This is a genomic window from Streptomyces sp. NPDC001219, assembly GCF_053597915.1.
The window spans coordinates 17,246-40,468 of sequence record NZ_JBSFJF010000052.1; the positions used below are offsets into that span (position 1 = coordinate 17,246).

The following is a 23,223-nucleotide window of genomic DNA, read 5'->3' on the forward strand; positions in this document are numbered from 1 at the left end:
CTCGGCTGGTTCCACGCGGAGTTCGGCGTGAATTGCTTCGCTCGTCCGGGGGATGACGTGATACGGGGCGGGGCCCGGCACCTCAGTGGTGCCGGGCCCCGCCCCGTGTTGCCCTACGTCCGCCTCACTGCGGAGGCGGCTGCTGCTGCCACCCCGGCCCCAGGCCGTGGCCCTGCTGCTCGGGCTGCGGTGCGTCCGGAGCGGGCTGTTGCTGCTGCCACTGCGCCTGCTGCTGGCCCTGCTGCGGCTGCTGGGTCCAGCCGCCCTGCTGCGGCGGGTAGCCGGCCGGCGGCTGCCCCTGCTGCGGCTGCTGCTGGCCCTGCTGGGCGTATTGCTGCTGCGCGTACGCGTCGCCGCCCATCTGCTGCTGGGCGTACGGGTCCTGGCCCATCTGCTGCTGGGGGTACATGCCCTGCGCCTGCTGGGCCCGCGCGAAGTCCTCGGCCACCAGGGCCGAGAGGTTGAAGTACGCCTCGCGGGTCTTGGGCCGCATCATGTCGAGGTCGACCTCGGCACCGGCGGCCAGATGCTCGTCGAAGGGGACGACCACGACACCGCGGCAACGGGTCTCGAAGTGCGACACGATGTCATCGATCTTGATCATCTTGCCGGTCTCACGGACACCCGAGATGACCGTGATGCCGCGCTGCACCAAGTCGGCGTAGCCGTGCGCGGAGAGCCAGTCCAGGGTGGTGCTCGCGCTGCTCGCACCGTCCACGGACGGGGTGGAGATGATGATCAACTGGTCGGCGAGATCGAGGACTCCCCGCATCGCGCTGTAGAGCAGCCCCGTACCCGAGTCGGTGAGGATGATCGGGTACTGCCTGCCGAGGATGTCGATCGCCCGCCGGTAGTCGTCGTCGTTGAAGGTCGTCGAGACGGCCGGGTCGACGTCGTTGGCGAGGATCTCCAGACCCGAAGGGGCCTGCGAGGTGAACCGGCGGATGTCCATGTAGCTGTGCAGGTGCGGGATGGCCTGCACCAGGTCACGGATGGTCGCACCGGTCTCACGGCGCACCCGTCGGCCGAGCGTGCCGGCGTCCGGGTTGGCGTCGATCGCGAGGATCTTGTCCTGCCGCTCGGAGGCGAGGGTGGCACCCAGCGCGGTGGTCGTGGTGGTCTTGCCGACACCGCCCTTGAGGCTGATCACCGCGATCCGGTAGCAGGACATCACCGGAGTACGGATCAGCTCCAGCTTGCGCTGCCGCTCCTCCTGCTCCTTCTTGGCGCCCAGCTTGAACTTCGACGGCTGCGCGTTGGCGCCCGGCTTGCGCTTCTTGGGCTGGTTGCGCAGCAGCCGGTCGGAGGTCAGCTCGACGGCGGCGCTGTAGCCGAGCGGCGCGCCGGGAGCGGCCCGCTGCTGCGGCTGCTGCTGACCCGGCGGCGAGTACGACGCGTAGTTGGCGGCGGCGTTCGGGTCGCCGGCCTGCTGACCGGGCAGCTGCTGGTACTGCGCCTGCTGCTGGGCCTGGGCCTGCTGAGCCTGCTGCTGGGCATGAGCCTGCTGGGCCTGGGCGTGCTGCTGCGCCTGTTGGGCTTGCTGCGCCTGCTGTTGGGCCTGAGCCTGCTGCGCCTGTGCCTGCGCGTGCTGCTGCTGCGCTTGGGCGTGCTGCTGCGCCTGCTGTGCCTGCGCCGCCTGGGCCTGAGCCTGAGCCTGGGCCTGCTGTGCGTGCTGGGCCTGCGCCTGCGCCGCCTGCTGGGCGGCCTGCTGCTGGTGGTAGCCGGACTGGGCCTGGCCCTGCTGCGGGTAGCCCTGGGAGCCGGTCTGCGGATAGCCGTAAGCCGACTGCGGCCCGGCCGCGTGCGGCTGCTGCTGCGCCTGCTCCGCGTGCGGCTGCGGCTGGGCCTGCTGGGGGTATCCGTACGCGGGCTGCGGATAGCCGTACGCGGGCTGCTGCGCGGGCGCGCCCTGCTGGGGCGGGTAGCCGGCCTGCTGCGCCGCCTGCTGCTGGGCGTACCCGGACTGGGCCTGCTGCGCCTGCGGTTGCTGCTGCTGGGCCGGTGCCTGCTGGGCTTGCTGCGGCTGCTGCGCGGCCGCCTGGCCTTGCGCCTGCGCCATCCGCGGGTCCGCGGGCTGGTACTCCGGCGGCAGCGGCAGCGGCAGCGGCGGCACCGCGCCCTGTCCGGGCGCACCCTGCTGCTGACCGTCCGCCGCGGCACCCCAAGGAGCGCCCTGCTGCGGAACCCCCTGCTGGGGAGCCGCCTGCTGCGGCGTCGCCTGCTGGGGCACGCCCTGCTGCGGCACACCCTGCTGAGGCGCCGTCTGCTGCTGCGGAACCCCCTGCTGCGGAACCCCCTGTGCGGGCCCGCCCTGCTGGGGCACGCCCTGGTGCGGCGGCTGCTGGGCCGGTGCGGGCTGTGCGCCCTGCGCGACGGCCTCGGGGCCCGGCTGTGCGGGAACCGCGGCGTCAGGGGCCGGTGTTCCGCCCTCGACCGGGGCGGTCGCGGCCGAGGCCTCCGGCTTCGATGTCACGTCGGTGGACGCGGCCTCGGGCTCGGAAGCGCTCGCGCTCTCCGCCTCCGTGTCCGTCTCCGTGTCCTCGTCGTCGTCCCAGAGGGAGGCCGAGGGGTCGACGCCCGTGCCCGAACGCCGATTGCCGCCGCCGGACTCCTCGTTCGACGCCGGCGCGGTCTCGGGGGAAGGCTCCGGGGCGGCCGGGGGAGTGGTGGCGGCCGGGGCGTCCTCGCCCGTTTCCTGCGGGCGCAGCGTCGGGAATCCCGGCGGCGCGGCCTCCGCGGGGCCGGGGAGCGGCTGGCCCACGGGCGGCCCGACGGGGGGCTGGGCCCCGGCGGGCGGAGTGGTGGGCGAAGACGCAGGAGGAGCCGCGGACGAGCCGGTGGCACTCGCGCCGCCACCACTGGTGTCGTTATTCGCGTACCAGGCCGGTGCGGTGAAATCGATCTTGAACTCACCGGTCAGGTCGAACTCGGACTGGTCGTCGTCAGGATCGTTTCCGTCCGGACGGAAAGCCTCCTGCTCGTTCACTGTGCCTCCTGGTGTACTGCAACGCACCTGAACGGCAAGACCGGATACAGGCGGATCGATCGGATGGAGCGGAAGTCGGAACACGCCACCCGGGGTTGCGCCAACACTAGCTGTCTCCATCCCCGTCTCGACTGCCGTCGTGCTGTGCTCCTGCGGCTCTCCCATACAGCCTAATCAAGAGTCGGCCCATAACGGCAGTCGGTGTCATGTCGTCTTCATCCCTTTCGGCACGCTGACGGGCGCACCCGTGGATGCGCCCGTGAGTCGTGCCTCGTGGCCGGTGGCGTACGCGCTGCGCGGACGCCCGGCCCGTCGTGCGTCAGTCCATCCGGCGCGGCCCGCCGAGCAGATTGGTCTCCGCCTCGGTGGGCTGCGTCATGACGAACTGGTGGCCGTCGCGCGAGCACCACAGCATCGCGTTGTCGCTGAGCGTCGGCAGCACCGCGCCGATCTGCTCCGGCAGCCGCATGATTCGCGTCACAACCTCCGCCTCCTCCGGCGAAAGCCGCTGCAGACCGACCAGGTCGGCCCGGCTGAGCATCTGCGGCGACCGCGGCCCGAGGAACGGCAGGACGGTCAGTACCGACTGCCAGGGGCTCGGGGCCAGCTGATTGCGCGGCGGCCGCGCACCCATGTCCCGGACCACCAGCACCGGGCTGGAGACCGACGGCCCCTGTGGTGCGATCTGCCGTACCTCGTGGACCGACACACACTGCTGTCCGCCGCCCGCTGCCTGTGCCATCTGGCCCCAGGCCTGCGGACGTGCCGTCTCGACCGCGACCCGGGCGCCGACGGCGACCGTGCGCAGCGCCAGCACCTGCGCCATCCACATGCTGCCGACCAGCGCGATCTCCATCGGTGCCGGCCGCAGCAGGCTCACCACGGCGGGCTCGTTCTGCGGGTCGATGCCGATGATCACGCCGTCGTCGCCGACCGGCAGGGTCAGGGAGGCGAGCGACTCGGCGGTCAGCACGTGCGGGCTGCGCCGCGGACCGCGCAGACCGTAACCGGGCCGCAGCTTCGGGCCGGTCGGCCCCGACTGCTCCTCGTCCGGGCGCGGCTGGTGCGAGAGCCGGCTGCCGCCGTCACCGCTGCTGAGCGGGGGGTTGCGCCAGCCGTTGCCGCTGGTGTTGACGCGGGGCTGATAGGTGGGAGAGGCCATCAGCGGGTACCTCCGAGGGGAAGCGTGGCCAGCAGGCCGGGCAGCTGTTCCCGGTCGAGCCGTACGAGGCCGACCTTGACGGAACTGGAACGACGCTCCAACTCGCTCTGGGCGGCGGAGAGTTCGTTCTCGCTGCGGGTGGAAAGACGGATGTAGCCCGAGATGGCCGGGGCGCGACCGCCGCCGTGCGTGGCGGTCAGCGCGAAGGTGCTGGCCATCGCCCTGGTGCTGGTCAGCAGCTGGGTGACGGCCGCCAACGGCGCACCGCCCTGGCCCAGTTGGGGCCACCGGCCGATCCAGTACGTGGAGTGCCAGCGGTCGTCACAGCGCACCGCCCGGGTCGTCTCCTGGGTGCGACGGGCCGCGCGGCCGTCCCGCCCCATCGCGCCGCTGGCGGCCCGCGGGCTGACGCACACCGCGGTACCGATGGCGGCCACGACCTCGCGCTCGGCGAGCACCTTGGCGCGCACACCGTGCGCCGTCAGCCGGCTGACGAGCTGGTCGGCGGCGCGCAGCAGGGAGCGCTTGGCCCCCTCCATCCCGCCGCCGCGGGCCTCGATCGCCTCCGCGCACAGCTCGGGGTCGAGCTTGAGCGCGATCCACGTCAGCTGCAGGCCGGGCGTCTGCGACTGGGCCTGCAGCGGCGCGTACGAGCGGGCCGCGACGGCCTGTTCGGGCAGGTGCGGGGCGGGTGCGGGCTGGGTGTACTGGACGAACTGCACCGACTCCAGGTGGATGTCCTCGATGTCGAGCGCGGTGTGCAGCACCTCGAGCGGCAGCATGTGGCTGCCGCGCTGCGGCCGCAGCGGCTCGTCACGGGCGTCCACCTGGACGAGGGCGGTCAGGAACGTGCCGTCACCGACGAACCCGATGGCACGCTGGTCCGCCTCGGTCGTGAACTCATAGGTCCGCAGCGCCGGTTCGCACTCCACCACCGGGGCGATCGCCGGGTCGACGCCCTGCGTGGCCGCGAGGGCGGCGGCGCTCTCCTTGCCGCGGCGCTTCATGGCGCGCACGGTGGTGATCCATTCCGGCAGCGGAATCCGCCGGCGCCGGCCGAGCGCGAAAATGACCAGAACCGCCGCGAGCGCAATGGCCACGGTCAGTGCGGCCGGATGGATCGACCAGCCCACCAGCACCAGGGCCGCGGCGAGTTCGATGATGGCCAGCTGCTGAACGCGCACCCCGCCGATGGTTCCGGCCTGTTGGCGCAGCCGCGGTGCCACCGGGCCTGCCGGGCGGGCCGCGGAACGCCGGCCGCCATTTTCTCTGTTGCCCGGAGCTGTACCGTTTTGGCCGCCATTTCCCGCGTATTGCGGTGCAGCGGAAGGCTGTTGTTGCTGTTGCCGCCCGTTGCGGCGTCGAGCCCTGGTGGCGCTGGACATCCCCCGGCCTGCTCCTCTACTGGTGGTGTGGGCTTCTGGGTGTATCGGTCGCCACTGAGACTGGTGCGTTGGAAGGTGGCACCCGTACCGTACGGGTCGATCGACACACGGCATAGTAGAGGGCGCTACGGCGTGAGTGCCGGGGGCGGTCGATGTAGATCCGACAGGCGGGGAGAGAAAGCAACAATGGCATCACGTCGGGACGAGCTGAATGCGTATTCGTTCGCTCGAAAGCGCACGAATGCGGCATTTCTGAAGCCGCTGCCGAACGGTTCGATCGAGAGCGCCCCCCGCCCCCTCAAGGCGGTCGTGCCCAGCATCGTGATGGGCGTCGTCGTCCTGGTGGGATTCGGTGCCTGCGGCATTCTCAAGCCCGTTGCCCCGCAAGGCTGGGACGAGGTCGGCAAGAATGTCATCGTCGGGGACCAGTCCACCACGCGCTATATCGTCCTGAACAATGGCAAGGATGGTAAGGGCGGCCAGAAGCTGCTGCACCCGATCCTCAACCTCGCCTCCGCCCGACTGCTTATCGACCCGAATTTCAAGGTCGTCAAGGTCAAGGAAGCCGAGCTGGACGGAAAGATTCCGCACGGCCCGGCCATCGGCATTCCCTACGCCCCCGACCGGCTGCCCGGCAAGGAGGACGTCGACAAGCCGAAGACCTGGGCGGTGTGTTCGCGCCCCGGCAGCGGTTTGCACAGCAAGCCTCAGCAGTCCGTGTTCGTCCTGGGTGGCAAGGACAAGAAGGCCGTCGAGGACAAGGGCAAGCTGGACCCCCGTCAGGCGCTGTACGTCCAGGGCCCGGACGAGAAGCGGTGGCTCGTCGACAGTGAGGGCAAGGCCTTCGAGTTCAGCGGCAGCGAACCGGTCAACGAAAGGCTGCGCCAGATCCTCTTCGGCCCTGCCAAGCCGCAGCAGGTGTCGCAGCAGTTCATGGACACCCTGCTTCGCGTTCCGCGTCGTTTCGGGATCAGCATGCCCGTCGTTGACGGGGCCGGCAGCGGCGAGACCACCGACCCGAGGGTCCCGGCGCGGGCCAAGAAGATCGGCTCGATCCTCGAGGACAGCAACGGCCAGAAGTACGTGGTGCAGCGGGACGGCGTCGAGCAGGTGTCGGACTTCGTCGCCACCCTCCTGGAGCAGGGCGCGAACGCGGACAAGGTGAACGGCGACAACACGCCGATCAAGCCTGTACCGGTCGCCGCCATCGTCCCGAAGAAGGACGCCTCGGGGGAACCGACGGACTTCTACGGCGAGTTGGATGGCCTCCCCTCCCCGTGGCCGAAGGAAAGTCTCTCGGTGGCCAACAACTTCGAGAATGGCTCCATGACCGGCGGACTGACCCGTCCCACAGCCAACGGTGTGTCGTGCAGCGTCTACAACGGCAAGAACATCAAACTCCCGGGCGGCGCCGAGAAGGATCTCGGGTACCCGAACGGCGTGCCCGAAATGCAGGCTTGGGTCGGCACGGACTACCCGGTCAAAATCGCCACCGGGGCCAACTCGTATGTCACGCCGGGCAGCGGTCTGCTCTACACGCAGGTGCGCACTGCCCAGGAGAAGACCGGCACCCAGTTCCTGGTCACCGACACCGGACTGCGCTATCCGCTGCCGCGGAACAATGACAGCAGCGACAAGTCCGGGAAGGCCGACGACGAACAGGACAAGGCCAAGATCCACCTCGGCTACGAGGCCGCGCATCCCCCGCTGATCCTGAAGGCCTGGTCCGATCTCCTCTCCACCGGCCCGTCGCTGGAGATTGATAGCGCCAGGAAGCCGCAGTCGTCCTGATATGAGCGGAAGGCCGCGCCGCGCACCGGAAAACGGGGCATTCGGCGCGGCCTTCGCCGTACCCGGATTCCGCCGCCCCGGTTTTCCTCCGGGGCGCGCGGCGTTCTTCTCGGCGCGATCTTCACTGGTCGACCCCCGTTGGTGAATGACCGATAGCGGTACATCTGTCCGTTTCTTGTGAACGACGTTTCACCAACGGGCAGTTGACATTGTTGTGATCGCGTCACAACAGCCCGCCCCCTGTTGGGAACAGGCATATCGAGTGGTTAAAGTAGCCAAAGGCGTCAGCAGGAGATGCCTGCCGCGCGAGCGCCTGTGGCTGCCCGGTGCGGTACGACGTACGAGTCTCATGGGGGACGTTGACTATGGCTGGTCAGCAGTACACAACCACCGAGGAGGAGATGGTCGCGTTCAGCGGCAAGATCTCCTCGGTCAACCAGTCGATCCAGGGCGAGATCTCGCGCCTGAACACGGTCGTCGACACCATCACGTCTGGTTGGAAGGGTGCTGCGGCCTCCTCGTACAACCAGCTCCAGTCAAAGGTGAACGAGGACGCCAACCGTCTCAACCAGCTGCTGGGTGAGATCAAGGAAGCGATCGACGAGACCACCAAGAACTACTCCGCCTCCGAAGAGGAGCAGGCGCAGTCGATCTCGCACATCTCCGCCTCGGCTTCCCCGTTCGGATGATGGGGCCGCGTCGCTGACCGCGGCGCGACGGCCCAGCCGCCACAGTCCGGGGCCGCGGTCCGTCCGCCGGCCCGCTGTGGTGTGTGAATCGACCAGCTTCATCAACTCCTGAGGAGACACCATGTCAGGCCAGATCCTCGTTAATTTCGCGACGATCTCGCAGGCCAGTTCCGACGTGCGCGGTACGGCCAACAACATCCGCCAGCAGCTCGACGACCTCGAGGCGGGCGTCAAGAAGATCGCCGCGAGCTGGGAAGGTGCGGCGCAGGAGGGCTACCAGGCCCGCCAGCGCGAGTGGGACCAGCGTGCCGCTTCCCTGCACTCGACGCTCGAGGCCATCGCCAAGGCGCTGGACCAGGCCGCTCAGAACTACCAGGCCACTGAGCACAAGAACTCCGGTATCTGGGGAGGCTGACCTCCGGTCGGTCGAGCCGGAAACGGCCAGACCTGAGCAGCCAGGCTGCTCGCACAGTGGTCCATGAGGGCGAGCGCGCTGCATCAGTGCGCTCGCCCTTCTGCCGTCCACCACTCCTTCACCCCTCCGCCTCCGTCTCCTCACCTTTCGTTCCTGCCTTATTCGCCACACATGGAGAGCAGAAAGCCCGTGGGATCTCGCGCCATTGGTCACCGACCCGGGCACCGTCGCCGAGCGGCGGGTGCACTGGTCACGGCGGTGTGCATCGTCGGCCTGTCGAGTGTCACCGCCGCCCCGGCGGTCGCGGACCCGAACGTGCCGCTCAACAGTGGTGAGTGCAAGTTCGGCACCAACAACATCCCAGAGACCCCCTGGTCGCTCCAGCGCCTCCTGACCAACCAGATGTGGGCCGACACTCATGGGGAGGGCGTCCGGGTCGCCGTCATCGACACCGGTATCGACGCCGGCAACTCGCAGATCAAGCCCAGCATCGAAGGCCCCGGAAAGAGGTTCGTCTCCGGCGGCAAGCCGACCGTCGATCAGGTCGGCCACGGCACCAAGGTCGCGGGCATCATCGCCGCGCAACCGCAGTCCGGTTCGGGTTTCTACGGCCTCGCTCCCAAGGCGAAGGTCATTCCGCTGCAGCAGACCAGCGAGGAAAAGGCCGGCACCGCCGACAGCCTTGCCGACGCCATCGACTACGCGGTCCAGCAGAACGTCGACATCATCAACATCTCCCAGGGCACGGACGCCAGCCCGGACAAGCTGCGCTCCCTCAAGGCGGCAATCCAGCGCGCCTCCCTGCGGAAGATCCTCATCGTCGCGTCGGCCGGAAACGACGGCGCGAGCGGCAAGGACAAGAAGATGTTCCCGGCCGCCTTCCAGGAATACGACAACGTCCTTTCCGTGGCCGCCTCGGACCGCAACAACGAGCGCGCGCCCTTCTCGCAGTCCGGCGACTGGGTCGACATCGCCGCGCCGGGCGTGAACATGGTCTCCACCGTCCCGAACGGCGGCAACTGCGTCGACCAGGGCACCAGCTTCGCCGCCCCCTACGCCGCGGGCGCCGCGGCCCTCCTGATCTCGAAGCACCGGCACGAGGTCCCGAAGTGGACGCCGCAGCAGGTCATCTGGCACCTGGAACAGACCGCGGAACGCGTACGCCCGAAGGCGGACCGGAACATCGGCTGGGGCGTCGTCGACCCGGTCGCCGCCCTCAACGACAACACCAGGCCCACCGCCGAACCCCAGCCGGACAAGCCCTCCAACGCGGCTAACGGCTCCAACATCCAGCCGACCGCCGTCACCCTCGGCGAGTCCGCCGAGGAACGGCGCGCCCGCATCTCCATCTACATCGTCGGCGCCGGGCTTCTTGCCGTCGCCGCGGTCGTCGGCTCCTCGATCGCTATCCGCGACTGGCGCCGCAAGAACGGACAGACATCTCACGGGGAGGCCAATCATGGCTAAGGAATACGGCGTTGATCTGGATGCTTTGGACCAGGTGGTCAGGGAGCTCAACAGTGTCCTGAAGGACATGGGTGAGGCGAAGGGGAAGGCCAAGAACCGGACCTACCTGCCGGACAGCGCGCTGGGCAAGAACTTCGGCGAGCGCAAGAGGATGCATGACTCGCACAACGAGATGAAGAAATACATCGAGGACAACATCGTCTCCTTGATCGAAAAGATGGTCGATGAATTCGGCAACAAGACCAAGAAGGCGAAGGAAGCCTACGACGACGCCGAGCACAAGAATAAGCTGAAGTGACATCGGCAGTGGTTTGGTTGGCCATCAGCTGAAGGAGAAGGGGGACGACAGGTGAGTTCGGGTACGGGCGGATCGCCCGAAGACGGTTTCGTGGACAATCGGTTCCACACCAAGTTCAACGAGCATGACTTCGATGGCCTGAAGGGCATGCTGGACGGAGCCAGCGTCGAGACGGTTCGTACGGTTGCGCACCATTGGATGATCCTTGAGGGCGACTTGCTCGACCTGCGCGAGAAGTTCTCCAAAGCTGTGGACAAGGTGCTGGAACACTGGCACGGGGACGCAGCTGATCGCTTCCGCTCCAAGGCTGAGGACGTCAAGGCCAACTTCAAACACGCAGCGCCTTACGCCAAGCACACGGCAGGGGTCATGGGTGCGGTGGCCGATGATCTCCAGAAGGCCATCGACAAGATCATTCCGGTCGATGACAGCTGGAACTGGAGCGACGACGTCTGGGGCGAGACGTGGTTCTCGGGCAATATCGACGATGACGACCTGAACGATGCGCTCAAGAAGGGCGCGAGCACGCGGGGCGTCCTCGAGGCGAACAAGGACGACCTGTCCGGGCACCAGAAGCATCGGCTCGAGGCCGCTGTGGCCATGGAGAACTTGGGTACGGCGTATGTGGTGCGGTCCGGAGCCCTGAAGCCGCCCCCAACGGGTCGTCGCGACGACAAGGTTCCTGAGCACAAGGACCCGACGGACGGGGCCGGACTGGGTCCCATCCAACAGCCCATGGGTCTGGGAGGTGGGCCGAAGGGCGGCGGTGGCGGACTCAAGCTTCCGACGCGAGGTGTAAAGACCGGCGGCACTCCGAAGATGCCCAACTCACCCGAACTCAAGACGCCACGTCAGCCGGGCATCAGTGGTGGTTTGGGCTCAATAAAGCCCAAGACGCCAGAGGTGGGAACCGGTCTCAACGGTCTTAATGATGGTGTCGGCGGGGGCGTGAAGATCCCTGGCGGCGGTGCCGGAGGCGGTGGCCTGGCCGGTGGTGCCGGCGGTGGCGCCGGTGTCCACGTGCCCGGTGGTGGTGCCGGTGGCGGAGGTGTCCAAATGCCGGGTGGCATGGCAGGCGGTGCCATGGCCGGGCGTGGCGGTGCCGGCGTCAAGGGCGGTGCTTCTGGTGCTGGTTCCGGTGGCGCAGGTGCACGGAGTGGCCGCGCCGGTATGCCTGGAATGGGTGGCGCGCATGCTGGTGGTGCAGGGAAGGGCGCGGGCGGAGGCCGCCAGGGCGTGAGCACCGGTGGCGCGCAGGCCCGGCAGAAGGGCGGAACCATTGGGACGCCTGGCGGAAAGGTCAGTGGTGCCGGCCAGGGGGGCTCCGGTCTGCACCGCAGCCGAGGAGGGACCGCGGCGGGAGCCGGCGGTTCAGGTAGTCGTCGTCCGGCAGGCATGATGGGCGCACCCGGCGCGCACGGAGCCAAGGGCGAAGGCAGGGGAAGCGACGCAAGCCGTCCTGACTACCTCGTGGAAGAAGAGGAAACCTGGACGCCGGAGCGTAATGTGGCACCCCGGGTCATCGAGTAGGAACGGCCGGACGAGCAATCGGCAGACACGCTTGGGGCCTGCAGCCCTCGGGCTGCAGGCCCCAACTCTGTGAGAAAGGTGTTATGGCATGAGCTTCACGCGGACGCTGCGTGCGGTGGGCGGCGCGGTGGTGGCGGGAGCACTGCTCTTCGGCACCGCGCCGGTTGCTCTGGCGGACCAGATCAGGAAAGACCAGTGGCCGTTGACGGCCTTCGGGGCTGACGACATCTGGAAGGTGTCGACCGGCAAGGGTGTCACGGTCGCGGTGATCGATGACCCCGTTGACGGCACTCACCCTGACCTCGAAGGGAACGTGCTCCCAGGTAAGAACCTCTTTGGTGGTGGGGGCACAGCAGATGAGGCATATGGAAAGCGAGAGCACGGCACTTCCATGGCTTCGCTCATCGCCGGGCACGGACATGGGCCTGGGGGAGGCGAAGGCGTAAAGGGGCTGGCTCCTGACGCCAAGATTCTTCCTGTGGGAATCGACTTGGGTGACTCGGAAAAGCATGACAACTTCGGCGACGGGACGAAGTCTTACGCTGAAGCACTGCGGTATGCCGTGGACCACGGTGCGAAGATCGTGAACATGTCGTTCGAGGTCGGCCCAAACCCCTCGCCGGTTGAACAGGCAGCTGTTGACTATGCGCGAAAGAAAGACGTACTGGTAGTTGCAGCATCGGGAAATTCTCATTCCGGCCTCGTCCGCAACCCGGCATCTGTGCCTGGAGTCCTTGCCGTGGGAGCGGTGGACGTTGACCTCAAGGTCTGGAAGTACTCCAATTACGGACCGCATATCAAGCTGCTGGCCCCCGGTGTTCATATCCGGTCGGCGGGAGTCGAGGACCCGTACAGGCTGGCCAACGGCACCTCGGACGCCGCGGCGTACGTGTCCGCCGCCGCTGCCCTTCTCCGCGCCAAGTTCCCGGACCTGACCGCCGGCCAGATCGCCAACCGTCTGGTGAAGTCCGCAGTGGTGCCGGACGACAAGAAGAGCGCGAAGCTTCCCGACCCGCACTACGGTTACGGGACCATCAGGCCGTACACCGCCCTGACCAAAGACATTCCCCCCGGTTCGAAGAACGGCCCGTTGCCGGCGCTCGACGGTGGCTCGTCTCCTGGCTCCGCCAAGGATGCTGAACAGGGCGCCAAGATTGACAGCGACAAGGGCATGAGCACCGGTGCCCTGGTCGGCATCTTTGCGGGTGGGGCGGTCGTCCTCGCCATCGTCCTGGGCATCGTGATCGTCGCCGTGCGGAAGAAGAACCGTCGTAACGGTCCGCCGTCGGGTGGCCCGGGTGGCTATGGCGGTCCGGGTGGCTCCGGCGGCTTTGTGCCGCATCCGCCGAACCCGAACTCGTATCAGCAGCAGCCGAGTGGGCCCGGTTCGTACCCGCCGGCGCCGCCTACGCAGCCGCCCGGTCGGTAATTTCGGACTGTTCCAAGTTTCCGGAACTGACCGCGGGCCAGATCGCCAATCGCATGGTGAAGACCGCTTTGGTGCCGGATAACTTGAAGGGAAAGAAGCTCCCCGACCCCCACTACGGTTACGGCATCGTCAATCCCTGGCAGGGGCTCATCAAGAAGCTTCCGGCGGGTTCGAAGGACGGTCCGCTGCCCGCCCTCAGGGAAGACTCATCCCAGGCGTCTCGCGACGGCAAGGCAGCCAAGAGCGGGAACGATGCGGGCATGAGTACCGGCCTCATCATCGGCATTGCCGGTGGTGTGGTCGGCCTCCTGGTCGTCGTGCTGATTTTCGTGCTGGTGGTGAGGAAGAAGAGCGGGCGTAATGGTCCGCCTCCGGGGGGTTCCGGTGGGTACGGTGGTCCCGGGGGGCCGGGTGGGGCTGGTGGCTTTGTGGGGTATCCGGTGAATCCGAATCCCTATCAGCAGCAGCCGGGTGGGCCCGGTTCGTATCCGTCGGCTCCGCCTGTGCAGCCGCCGGGTCGGTAGGTTCGAACGTTTTCAAGGTGCGGCCCGCGGCTTTCGATCTGGGGGCCGCTGCCTGTTGGGGAGAGGGGTTATACGGCATGGGCTTCACGCGGACGCTGCGTGCGGTGGGGGGCGTGGTGGCAGCCGGAGCGTTGCTCTTCGTTGGCGCGCCGAGTGCTTCGGCGGACTACATCAGGGACGGGCAGTGGGCGCTTGACGCTTTCAATCCGCAGAAGGTGTGGAAGGAGTCGACCGGTAAGAACGTGACGGTGGCCGTCATCGACTCCGGTGTCAACGGGGACCACGTCGACCTCAAGGGCAATGTGCTTCCTGGGAAGAGCTTTGCCGACGGGGGTGGGACGGCAGATCATGAATCCGGTGATGACCACGGCACGGCGATGGCGGCTCTGATCGCGGGGCATGGGCACGGCCCCGGTCACGCTGACGGCATCATGGGGCTGGCGCCGGATGCGAAGATCCTTCCGGTCAAGAGGAACGAAACGTTCGGTGGAGACGCGAACGAGGTCGACGGTGCCATTCGCTACGCGGTTGATCACGGCGCGAAGGTCATCAACATGTCCTTTGCGGGGCCTTACGAGCTGACCGAGGGCGAGAAGAGTGCCATCAGTTATGCCGTGAAGAAGGACGTGCTGCTGGTCGCTGGTTCCGGTAACGACGGCACCAGTGAGCCGTTGTATCCGGCTGCGGAGCCCGGTGTCCTGGCGGTCGGCGCCGTTGCCGAGGATGGCCAGGTCCTCGGCAAGTCAAATTATGGATCTCACATTCGGTTGATTGCTCCTGGCGAGCGGATCTACTCCGCTGGAACTCACCCGAAGTACCGGCAGGCCACCGGCACTTCCGACGCGACGGCCTACGTTTCCGCCGCCGCAGCCCTCGTCCGCTCGAAGTTCCCCGGCCTCACCGCGGGGCAGGTCGCCAATCGGCTTACGAAGACGGCGATTAGTCCAGATGGCAAGACGGGCATCGCGTCTCCCGACCCGAAGTACGGGTACGGCGTCATTCGCCCGTACCGGGCCCTCTCCGAGGACGTTCCTCCTGGGGCGAAGAACGGGCCGCTCACCATGCCGAAGGACGCTGAGCCTCCTGCCGGGGCGGGGGCGGATGCTGAGGGGAACGGGACCCAGGACGGTGCGAGCGCGGTGGTGGGCGGGCTGAGTCCCCTCGCTGTGGCCGGTGTGGGGCTTGGCGCGGTTGTCGTCGTTCTGGGGATTGTTATCGGGGTGGTCGTTGCCCAGAAGAAGCGCCGCAAGGGTCCGCCTCCTGGTGGCCCTGGTTTCGGCGGTCCGAGTGGCGGAGTCGGCGTTCCGCCGCAGCAGCAGTTCGGGTACTACCAGCAGCCGGGTGGCCCGGGGGCTTACCCGTCAGCACCTCCCACTCACCCTCCGGGGCAGTGAGTTCTCCTTGAGTTCGTCAACGGACGGGGCCCACAGCCGAGCAGGCTGCGGGCCCCGTCTTGTTGGCGTGAAGGTGGTGGCCGTGGGGGCCGGCTCAGCCGAAGACCGAGCGGACCTCGTCCGTGACGTCCTGGTGGCGGGTGGCGGCGCCGCCGGTGTGGCGGTCGGTGCGGCGTTGGGCGGCGTCCAGGCCCCGGGTGGTGAGGTCTTCCCTGGCGTGGTCGATGTAGGTGCCGGGGTCGGTGAGGCTGGTGACGCCGTCCTTGTAGTCCTGGGCGCCTTCCTTGATGCCGTCGACGTATTCGCCTGCCTTGTCCTTGGCGATGTCGGTGGTTTCGCCCCAGTCGATTCCGTCGCGGGCGCCGAAGTGGCTTTCGATGCCCTGCTGTGTGACGTTCTGGGCCATTTCCGTGGCGGCTTCCTGAGCCTTGGCCTTGCCCTCTTCGACGATCTTCTCGCGGGCGATTTCCTTCGCCTGGTCGACGACCTTGTCCTTGACGGTTTCCTTGACCGTCTTCTTCACGTAGTCCGCGGCGATCTTGCGGGCTTCCTTGGACACGGCCTTCTTCGCCATCTTCTTGATGGCGTCCATGGTGGCGTGCTCCATGGCCTTGGTGGCCGCCTCCATGACCTCGCGTTTGATCTTGTCGAGGATTTGGCGGACGAGTACCCGTGTCGCCTGAGTGGCTCCTGCGGCGCCGAGTTCGGACAGGCCGAGTGTGAAGGGTGCGGCGGCCTGTGCCGCGATGATCTCGGCGGCCAGGATCACCAGCTGGACGATGACCGCGATTTTGCCGGCGAGAACGGCGATGGCCGCCGCGTCGAAAGCGAGGGCGATGACTTCGGCCGCCGCCGCGGCGTCACGGAGGTAGTTGTCGCCGCTGTCGCCGCCGCCGGAGAAGGAACCCCACTCGTTCGCAAAGCCCTCGATCGCTTCGCCGGAGTTTGCGGAGACGACTTCACCGGCTGCCGAAGAACCCTGGGAGGACGCCTGATTGACCGCCTCGGCGAAGTTGCGCCAGACCTGCGCGCATTCGTGGAGCTTGTCCTCGTCGGCGTCCGGCCAGCTGTAGCCGAGGAGGTCCAGTACCCAAGCAACCTCGCTTGGCAGCGTCAATGACACAGCGATCGTCCCCCGTGCAGTTGTAGCCGATTGCGGAGTGGAATGGTGGTGGTGAGGAAGAGGAGAGAGTGGGCGGTGGCGCGCGCGTCAGGGCGCGGGGCGCGAGGCCTCGCTGACAGGGCCGCGCCCGGGCTCGTGCGCGGTGCGCCGGGCGTCAGATGGCCGGGCGGCCGACCGCGCTGATGGTGTGGATGCCCTGCTCGTCGGACTCGCTGTACGAGTGGGCCATGTTCTGGAGCTTGTCGCCGATGTCTTCGAGGCGCTCGCCCAAGGAGTCCATCGACCCGAACATGCCGTCCCTGATGGGCGTGTAGATCGTTTCGAAGATATCGCCGAAGTCGCAGTTCTCCCAGGGGCTGCCAAGGCCTTCAAGATCGTCCTGAAGCTTCTTCGACGCCTTGGAGAAACCGCTGCCGATGTGCGTGAACGCGTTGCCCTGCGTACGCAGCACATCCGGATCTACGTCGAATGCCTTGCCTGCCACCGTTGCCCCCGTTTTGCGGTGTGTACCGCGCGACATCTGTCGCGTTCTTAGTGGTCCCACATTAGGTGATCTGAATGCAGGCATGTCAAGGCGAGGTGTGTGGAGGGAGCGTGGGAGTTATGGCCCGTCAACGTCCCTGACATGGCGGGGAATTGGCCTGTCAGGGGGATTGGGGCGATTGGAGAATTTTGCGGGTGGCGCGGATGCGGCCTCTCCGGCGACGCAATGAAAGGAGAGGTTAAATATTGGTACGTGGTTGGTCAATGTTTTGGAACTGGTGACCGGTATCCGGCATCCGGTACGCGGCATCCGGCGTCCAGTGATGGGGAGTTGTGTGCCGAGTTCTTTCGGGGCCCGGTGACCGAGTGAGTGTTCCGGTCTCGGGCGGCGAGGAATCCGCACCCTTGGGGGAGGACGGCCTAATCGGCGGGAGTCCAGAGCGAGTTGCGGCCCGGTCCGGGGATCGGGCGATGCCGACGATCATCCGTCCCGTAGCATTCCCGGTCATGGACATACCCGCCGATGAAGAGCCCCTCCCCGAGAATCCCGGGAATCGGGTGGGCCTGACGCCCCGTCAGGCTCGCCGCGTACGCATCGTTCTGGCCTCGGTGTTGATGGCCGCGATGGCGGGGGTGCTCGTGGTGCGCCTGGCCTCGCGTACGTCGGTGCTGGTGGTCGGGGTGTACGGGGCCGCGCTGGTGCTCTGCGGTGTGGTGATCGAACTCAGCCGTCACGGGCGTACCCGGCTCGGCACCTGGTTGCTGGGCATCGGCCTGGCAGCCGCGCTCGCCTCGGACTGGCTGCTGCTGCCCTGAGAACCGGAAGGGGACGAGGAGGGGGAGAGGCGTCCCCGCGAGCTCCCTCAACCCCCAACCCCTCAACCCCCACCCCCCTCAGAACAACCCGTGCCACATCTGCTCGATGATCAGTGACCACCAGTTGCTGTCGTCGTCCAGGGCCCAGGAGTCGATCGCCGCGATCTGCTCCTGGAAGGTGGCGACCGCCGTGCCCGCCGCGTACGGGTCCATGCCCTGCATCTGCCGGCGCGTGGTGACCAGCAGGGCCAGCGAGCGGAAGTAGGCGGACAGGGTGCGGTTGACGAAACGGCCGCCGCCCGAGGACGGCTGGACCGCCCAGACGGTGCCGACCATGTTCTGGCTCTCCTCCGGTGCGGTGCACTGGACGGCGAGTGTGTAGAGGCCGTCGGTGCCGATCCGGACGTAGCCGGCGAGGGTCGCCAGGGTCTGTTCCCGGGCCTCGGTGCCGGTTTCGCGCAGGGAGGCCGCCACGTCCGGGAACAGTCCGCCGGCGGGCGGGGAGTCCGGCCGGTCGGCGGTGAAGAAGTACGGCACCTGAGCCGGGAGGCCGGCCCAGGTCAGGGTGTTCTTCGTGGCCTGGGGCAGCTGGGCGGGGAGGTCATCGGCGTCCGGGCGGGTGACGCCCTGGGGCCCGAAGACCTCCACCAGGTGCTTGCCGAGCGCCACGTCGCGCATCGGCGGTGCGGCCTCGACCCGCTGCGGTACCGGCAGCCGGTGGGGCCGCGGCGGTGCCTGCTGGCCCGCCAACTGGTGCATCAGCGCCACGTGTTGCAGCAGTCCGGCGATGCCCTCGGCGCGCTCCTCGGCCCGCATGCCGTAGCCCTGGGTGCAGGAGAACGAGGCGTTCGGGAAGGTGCGGAGGATGAAGTCGCCGGGGTAGCCGCCGGGCAGCAGCGCCGACCGCAGATCGGTGTGCAGCGCGCGGACCGCCGAGGGGTGCACGCCCAGCCGCTGCAGCTCGTCGTGGAGCTGGTACTCGGCGGGCGGCTGTCCGGGCGCCGAGACGCGGGCGAGGCTGGTCTCCTCGCCGGTCGACGGGTCGGGGTAGGTCGCGACGGCGGTGTTGCCGGGGCCGGTGACCGGTGGCTCGGCGGGGGCCGCCGGAGCCGCGCCGCCCGCGGTGCCGTGCTTCTGCTGATACATCCGGACGACCTCGTCGACCGGTACGGACGGCCACACCGTCAGCTCGCCGGACGCCCGGTCGACGACCCCGCAGGCCGCGCCGACCTCGGCGGGCGGACGCCGCTGCCCGGTCTGCGGGTCGACCTCCGGGGGCGGCGGTACGGCCCACACCACCCAGCCGAGGTCGAACTCCCGCATGGCCACCTCGCGCGCAGGACCCTGATGTCCCTCGGGGTTGAGCCAGCGGGCGGCGGTGGCGTGTGCCTGCGCCTGGTTGATCACGAGTGGTCTCCTTCGAGGCCGTCGGAAGCGTCGGAGTCGGCGGCGCCGGTGCGCTGGGCCGGCACGGTGGGGGCGGCCGGGGGAGCCGCGGCGAGGATCTGCCGGGCGGTCACCCCGCGCGCGGTGGCGACGACGAGCACCCCGTCGGGCGAGAGGTCGGCGCCGGTGAGCGGGGTGTCCGAGAGCAGCGCGGCCACCACCTCCTGGCCGGTGCGGGCCCAGACCCGCAGATAGTCGGCGCCCCGGCTGAAGCCGAACGGCGCCGCCGCCCTCGCCTCGTCGGAGGGCAGCCGCACCTGCGCCGGGTCGGCGTCGACGAATCCGGGCCGCAGCAGGTCGTGCACGAGCAGTGCGGAGTCGCCGGCCTCGGAGGCGTCGCCGCCGGGGCCGGGCACCGTACGGGAGCCGGGGGTGCCCTCGGGGACCACGAAGGCGGCGACGGGGCGGGGCGCGGTGGTGGCGGAGGCCGGTGCTTCCCCGGCGGCCCCCTCCGCCCCGGCGGCGCCCCCGCTCGCCGGGGGCAGGGAACCGGTGGTCACGGCGCGGACGCCGGCCAGCGGCACGCTCCACAGCGTGCGCCACGGCAGTGCGAAGCCGAGGGTGTGCAGCGCCTCCGCGTACGGCAGCAGACCGTCCTCGACGAACGCGGTCTCCAGGAACGCCGCCCGCATCCCGGCCGGGGCCTGCGAGCGGGTCAGCAGCGGAGCGGTGCGCAGGTACGTACGGGCCGGTGCGCCCAGCTGTTCGAGCGGTACGGCCCCGATGGCGGCCCGCAGTGTCACCGGGTCGGCGTGCGCGAACAGGCCCGGGTCGGTCAGGAGTTGGGGGAGCAGGCCGGCTTCGAGGGTGTGGGCCGCGAGATGGTCGCGGAGGTACGGGTCGGCGCGGGACCAGTCCTGCTGCGGCACCGCTTCCAGCAGCTCCATGGCGATCCTGGTCTGGGCGTCCCGGACGTCCGGCAGACCGGCGCGGATCTCCTCGGCGAGCGCCGGGTGCGCAAGCCGCAGCAGCGTACGGCCGCCCTCGGCCCCGGCCTCGTTCCCGGCCGTCGCGTCGTCCGTGTCCCCATCGGCTTCCTCGTCCGCGTCCGCCGGATCGACGACCTGGAGGAACGGCGCGGTCAGCAGCATGCCGTCGGCGAGCTCCTGGCCCATGTCCCGTTCGGCCACGGCGTTCACCAGCGCACCCCACAACGCGACGGGCAGCCCCTCGCCCTCCGCGAGCGCGAGCGGTGCCAGCAGCAGCCGCAGGGTCTGCGGATCGGCGCCCAGCCGGCGGGCGTGCAGATCGACGGCCGCACCGATGCTGCCGGGCAGCAGCGACTCGTCCGCCGGGTCGAAGCCCTCGGGCTGCATCAGCAGCGACTGCACGGCGAGCTGGACGGTCAGCCGGTTGCCGTCCGCGCGCCGGGCGAGGGCCTCGGCGAGCGGACGCCGTACGGCCGGGTCGGTGGTGAAGGGGAGGTCCGGCGCCCCGGCCTCGGGGTCGAGCGCGGTCGTGGCGTGCAGCACCAGCCCCTCGGGGTCGGCCCACTCGGGCGCGTCGAGGTCGATGATCTGCGCCTGGCCGGGCGGCAGCGACTCGGCCAGCTCCGCGGCCAGTTCGCGCGGCACATCGGCGACCAGCTGCACCGACTCGGTGGCGGCGAGCGGCTTGAGCACCTCCCGTACGAGACGGGCCGGCTCCTGCGCGGCACGTACCGGGCCGGCCCGGTCGACGTCCGGCACCACAATCGTCACCGGCTCTTCACGAGCGGCGAGTTCGGGGAAGATGTCTTCGCTGCGGCTCGCGCTCAGTCCGAAATGATCGGCGATGAGCCACAACAGCTGTGCCGCGGTGCGCCCCGCCGGGTTCGGCACGGCGGGGGCCGGGAGGTCCGGGGGCACGGTCGCCGGGTCCAGGTCACCCAGCGGCAGCCGCTTGCGGTAGCCGGGGTCGCACAACATCAGGAAGCCGGTGACCAGGCGCGAGCGCCCGCTGCCCGGGTCTCCGGTGAGCACGATGACGCGCGGGGCGCCGGGCCACCGCATCCGCCAGGCCGAGAGCGCGCGGAGCACCGCGGTGCGGCCGCCGACGTACGGATGAGGTGCGTATCCGGCCGCTGCGGAGTTTCCTTCGGCTGAGGCGCTCATGGCTTCCCCGTCCCCCATCAATCCCGCCTCCACTTTTGTGGATTCCTGCGTGTACCGGCCCGATCCTATGATCCGGATCGCGGGCCCGGGACGCTGCGGGGGGTGGCTGTGCCGGAACTGGAACACGCAGGCCGGGCGCCTTGCCGGGGGACGGTGCCAGATGATTCCCGGGACGCCCGTTAAGTGAGGTGTCCCTGTGGTGTGGTGTGGAGAAAACGGGAATGCCGTGTGCGGTCCTGTGCGGAAAGGAAGCAGATCCGCCGGGTGAATCCGGCGGCGGATCTGCTTTCTTCCGTTATCGGCGCCGAGGCCCCGCAGGCGCTGTTGCCGCTATGAACTCTTTGAACGGATTTCGGCGGCGGAAAGCGCACCGGCCCGCCGCACTCCGGGCCCGGGGCGCGCACCGCCGCCCGGCGCCGCCCACCGCCCACGCGGGGATCGGATCAGCCCCGGTGCCCGCCGCCCCGGCCGCGCCGCGGGGCGGTCACGATGTCGCCCGACGGGCCGTCACGGTCGGCGCGCTCCGCGTCCTCCTTGGCCTCCTGCTCCTTCTGCCAGGCGGCGAACTTCGCGCGCGACTCCTCGCGCTCCTCCATGGTCTGGTCCTCCGCGGCCCGCCGGATCTCGTTCATCCGGTCGCCCAGCGCGTCCATGTACCCCGGCGTCTGGATCGCGTCCTTCATGCCGATACGGCCGGAGAGCACCTCCTGGGCCATCTCCTGGAGCTTGCCGCCGACATTGGGGTTGTCCGCCAGGACCTTCAGCGCCTTACGCAGCCGGTGCGCCTGCTCCTCGTCCTGGGCGACGTCCATCAGGTCCTCGTCCTGGATCTGCCGCTCGTTGTTCATCCCTGCCCCCTTGAACGTGATGGCACAGCAACCGCGTGTGCTGCACCGGCGTCCTGGAGTCTAATGACGGGTGTGAACAGGTCGTCAAGGCGGAGGTTGTCGGTATTGCCGCATATTGCTCCGTATGCATTCCGCAGTTCGCCGCCGGTGCGCTCCGGAGCGGCCTTTGGTCCTATTGCGGGTGTGCTAGACCTGAGGCGATGTTGGCAGGCAGCTGTCATTCAATTCGGGGAGAAATGATGTCCGACGAAGTCCGGCTCAGTACCGAGGAGTTGCACAAGCTCGGTGCGACCTTCGAGATTCGCGCGGAAGAACTGAGCCGGCAACTGGCCGCATTCAGACGACGGGCCGCCGCCGAGGCCCTGCGAGACGGCTTCGGCGACGACGAGGAGGCCCGGCCGTTCCGTGAGCTGTACGAGCAGGCCGAGCACGCGCTCGTCCAGCTTCAGCAGCGGCTCGCCGAGGTCGGCGGGGGACTCAAGGAGACCGTCGTGAACACCAGGGCGGCCGAGGAAGAGCTGGTCGAGATGATGCGGAGCGTCAAGTGAGCGAGCGACGCAATCCCGAGGCCCTGCACGAGGCGGCGGCCGGCTGGCGGGAGATGGGCAAGCACCTCGACGGCCTGGTCCGCGACCTGGACCGGCATGTCGGCACCGCCGCCGCGGCCAACTGGCACGGCCCGGCCGGCGAGGCCTTCGCGGGGGAGTGGCACCGCCTCAAGCGGTCCGTCGACGACTCCCTGCCGGCCTTCGAACTGGCCGCCGCCGACCTGGAGAACGCGGCCGCCGCGCCCCCCGAGGACAAGGGCGGCGAGGGACACCACGCCGCGCCGCCGGTGAACGACTCCGCCGGCTCCTCGTCGTCCGGCACCCAGGTCGCCTACGGCTTCATGGCGCTCGGCCAGCTCGCCAACGGCCTCGGCGGCGCGTTCGGCAAACGCGGCGGGGGCGGCGGCTCGTCACGGGGACCGGCCGTACGCCACACCTGGGAGACCTCCACCGCCGCGCAGGGGCCCGACCCGTTCGGACCGGCGAAGGACGGCGACGCCAGGACGCGGGGTGGCGAGGGCATCGCCAAGGGCGTACGGACCCGGTCGGGCGGTGCGGAGCCGGCCGCGGACGAGACCCCGAAGGCCGGGCGGGAGAAGAAGGGGACGGCCGCCAGGACCGGCGCAGCCGTCACCGCCACCACCGGCGACGCCAAGGGCACCCCTGCCAAGGCCGCTCCCGCGTCCGGCGGCGAGGCTCCCGGCCAGCCCGGCCCGGACGTCACCCAGCACGGCGCGTTCGGCTGACAGCGGCCGGGCCGGGCGCCCGGTAACGGCGCGGACGCACCGCGCGCCGA

20 protein-coding genes are annotated in these 23,223 nt (G+C 69.1%); 12 read left to right on the plus strand and 8 right to left on the minus strand.

The annotated features are described in order from the left end of the window. Nucleotides 1-124: 124 nt before the first annotated feature. The 3 genes from ACWC9R_RS27415 to eccE all read right to left on the minus strand — a co-directional run bounded on the left by ACWC9R_RS27415 (nt 125) and on the right by eccE (nt 5,332). Nucleotides 125-2,986, minus strand: coding sequence for an SCO5717 family growth-regulating ATPase (locus tag ACWC9R_RS27415; RefSeq protein ID WP_450735430.1), 2,862 nt, complete (start codon nt 2,984-2,986; stop codon nt 125-127). Nucleotides 2,987-3,305: 319 nt separating this feature from the next. Then, the gene (locus ACWC9R_RS27420) at nt 3,306-4,148 is read right to left on the minus strand and encodes a hypothetical protein (protein WP_450735432.1); all 843 of its coding nucleotides are present in this window, start codon (nt 4,146-4,148) and stop codon (nt 3,306-3,308) included. Next, the gene (gene eccE, locus ACWC9R_RS27425; protein WP_450735434.1) at nt 4,148-5,332 is read right to left on the minus strand and encodes a type VII secretion protein EccE; all 1,185 of its coding nucleotides are present in this window, start codon (nt 5,330-5,332) and stop codon (nt 4,148-4,150) included. Before eccE ends, ACWC9R_RS27420 begins: the two co-directional genes overlap by 1 nt. A gap of 387 nt (nt 5,333-5,719) precedes the next feature. Between eccE and ACWC9R_RS27430 the strand changes: the two genes are divergently transcribed. The 9 genes from ACWC9R_RS27430 to ACWC9R_RS27470 all read left to right on the plus strand — a co-directional run bounded on the left by ACWC9R_RS27430 (nt 5,720) and on the right by ACWC9R_RS27470 (nt 15,070). Further along, nucleotides 5,720-7,324, plus strand: coding sequence for a type VII secretion protein EccB (locus tag ACWC9R_RS27430; RefSeq protein WP_450735436.1), 1,605 nt, complete (start codon nt 5,720-5,722; stop codon nt 7,322-7,324). A gap of 365 nt (nt 7,325-7,689) precedes the next feature. Beyond that, the gene (locus ACWC9R_RS27435; RefSeq protein ID WP_085927375.1) at nt 7,690-8,013 is read left to right on the plus strand and encodes a WXG100 family type VII secretion target; all 324 of its coding nucleotides are present in this window, start codon (nt 7,690-7,692) and stop codon (nt 8,011-8,013) included. Between the two features lie 121 nt (nt 8,014-8,134). Beyond that, nucleotides 8,135-8,428, plus strand: coding sequence for a WXG100 family type VII secretion target (locus tag ACWC9R_RS27440; protein WP_018093366.1), 294 nt, complete (start codon nt 8,135-8,137; stop codon nt 8,426-8,428). Nucleotides 8,429-8,617: 189 nt separating this feature from the next. Beyond that, nucleotides 8,618-9,895 carry a type VII secretion-associated serine protease mycosin gene (mycP, locus tag ACWC9R_RS27445; protein ID WP_450735475.1) on the plus strand — a complete coding sequence of 426 codons (1,278 nt, stop codon included), beginning with the start codon at nt 8,618-8,620 and terminating at the stop codon, nt 9,893-9,895. Continuing rightward, complete coding sequence (locus ACWC9R_RS27450) at nt 9,888-10,193, plus strand: hypothetical protein (protein WP_450735438.1); 306 nt, start codon at nt 9,888-9,890, stop codon at nt 10,191-10,193. The genes mycP and ACWC9R_RS27450 overlap by 8 nt, the downstream gene beginning before the upstream one ends. Before the next feature lie 51 nt (nt 10,194-10,244). Further along, the gene (locus ACWC9R_RS27455; RefSeq protein ID WP_450735440.1) at nt 10,245-11,723 is read left to right on the plus strand and encodes a hypothetical protein; all 1,479 of its coding nucleotides are present in this window, start codon (nt 10,245-10,247) and stop codon (nt 11,721-11,723) included. 88 nt (nt 11,724-11,811) lie between these two features. Further along, entirely contained in the window at nt 11,812-13,152 is a 1,341-nt protein-coding gene (locus ACWC9R_RS27460; protein ID WP_450735442.1) for a S8 family serine peptidase, read from the plus strand. Between the two features lie 53 nt (nt 13,153-13,205). After that, the gene (locus ACWC9R_RS27465; RefSeq protein WP_450735444.1) at nt 13,206-13,676 is read left to right on the plus strand and encodes a hypothetical protein; all 471 of its coding nucleotides are present in this window, start codon (nt 13,206-13,208) and stop codon (nt 13,674-13,676) included. A gap of 77 nt (nt 13,677-13,753) precedes the next feature. Further along, nucleotides 13,754-15,070 (plus strand): S8 family serine peptidase, encoded by a 1,317-nt coding sequence (locus ACWC9R_RS27470; RefSeq protein WP_450735446.1) that lies wholly within the window; start codon nt 13,754-13,756, stop codon nt 15,068-15,070. A gap of 94 nt (nt 15,071-15,164) precedes the next feature. Here the strand turns inward: ACWC9R_RS27470 and ACWC9R_RS27475 are convergent, their stop codons facing one another. Next, nucleotides 15,165-16,193 (minus strand): WXG100-like domain-containing protein, encoded by a 1,029-nt coding sequence (locus tag ACWC9R_RS27475; RefSeq protein ID WP_450735448.1) that lies wholly within the window; start codon nt 16,191-16,193, stop codon nt 15,165-15,167. Between the two features lie 154 nt (nt 16,194-16,347). Next, nucleotides 16,348-16,677, minus strand: a complete 330-nt coding sequence (locus tag ACWC9R_RS27480; protein WP_450735449.1) for a WXG100 family type VII secretion target — start codon at nt 16,675-16,677, stop codon at nt 16,348-16,350. 506 nt (nt 16,678-17,183) lie between these two features. Between ACWC9R_RS27480 and ACWC9R_RS27485 the strand changes: the two genes are divergently transcribed. Beyond that, nucleotides 17,184-17,492 carry a hypothetical protein gene (locus tag ACWC9R_RS27485; protein ID WP_362612826.1) on the plus strand — a complete coding sequence of 103 codons (309 nt, stop codon included), beginning with the start codon at nt 17,184-17,186 and terminating at the stop codon, nt 17,490-17,492. Between the two features lie 78 nt (nt 17,493-17,570). Here ACWC9R_RS27485 and ACWC9R_RS27490 read toward each other — a convergent pair whose 3' ends face one another. From ACWC9R_RS27490 to ACWC9R_RS27500, 3 genes are all read right to left on the minus strand, one after another. Beyond that, entirely contained in the window at nt 17,571-18,899 is a 1,329-nt protein-coding gene (locus ACWC9R_RS27490) for an SUKH-4 family immunity protein (RefSeq protein WP_450735451.1), read from the minus strand. Next, nucleotides 18,896-21,031: an ATP-binding protein gene (locus tag ACWC9R_RS27495; protein ID WP_450735453.1), complete on the minus strand. Its 2,136-nt coding sequence runs from the start codon at nt 21,029-21,031 to the stop codon at nt 18,896-18,898. The genes ACWC9R_RS27490 and ACWC9R_RS27495 overlap by 4 nt, the downstream gene beginning before the upstream one ends. A 443-nt stretch (nt 21,032-21,474) precedes the next feature. Continuing rightward, the gene (locus tag ACWC9R_RS27500; RefSeq protein WP_450735455.1) at nt 21,475-21,879 is read right to left on the minus strand and encodes a hypothetical protein; all 405 of its coding nucleotides are present in this window, start codon (nt 21,877-21,879) and stop codon (nt 21,475-21,477) included. Between the two features lie 239 nt (nt 21,880-22,118). Between ACWC9R_RS27500 and ACWC9R_RS27505 the strand changes: the two genes are divergently transcribed. Beyond that, complete coding sequence (locus ACWC9R_RS27505) at nt 22,119-22,427, plus strand: hypothetical protein (RefSeq protein ID WP_450735457.1); 309 nt, start codon at nt 22,119-22,121, stop codon at nt 22,425-22,427. Continuing rightward, nucleotides 22,424-23,173, plus strand: coding sequence for a WXG100 family type VII secretion target (locus tag ACWC9R_RS27510; RefSeq protein ID WP_450735459.1), 750 nt, complete (start codon nt 22,424-22,426; stop codon nt 23,171-23,173). The genes ACWC9R_RS27505 and ACWC9R_RS27510 overlap by 4 nt, the downstream gene beginning before the upstream one ends. The last annotated feature ends 50 nt before the right edge of the window (nt 23,174-23,223 follow it).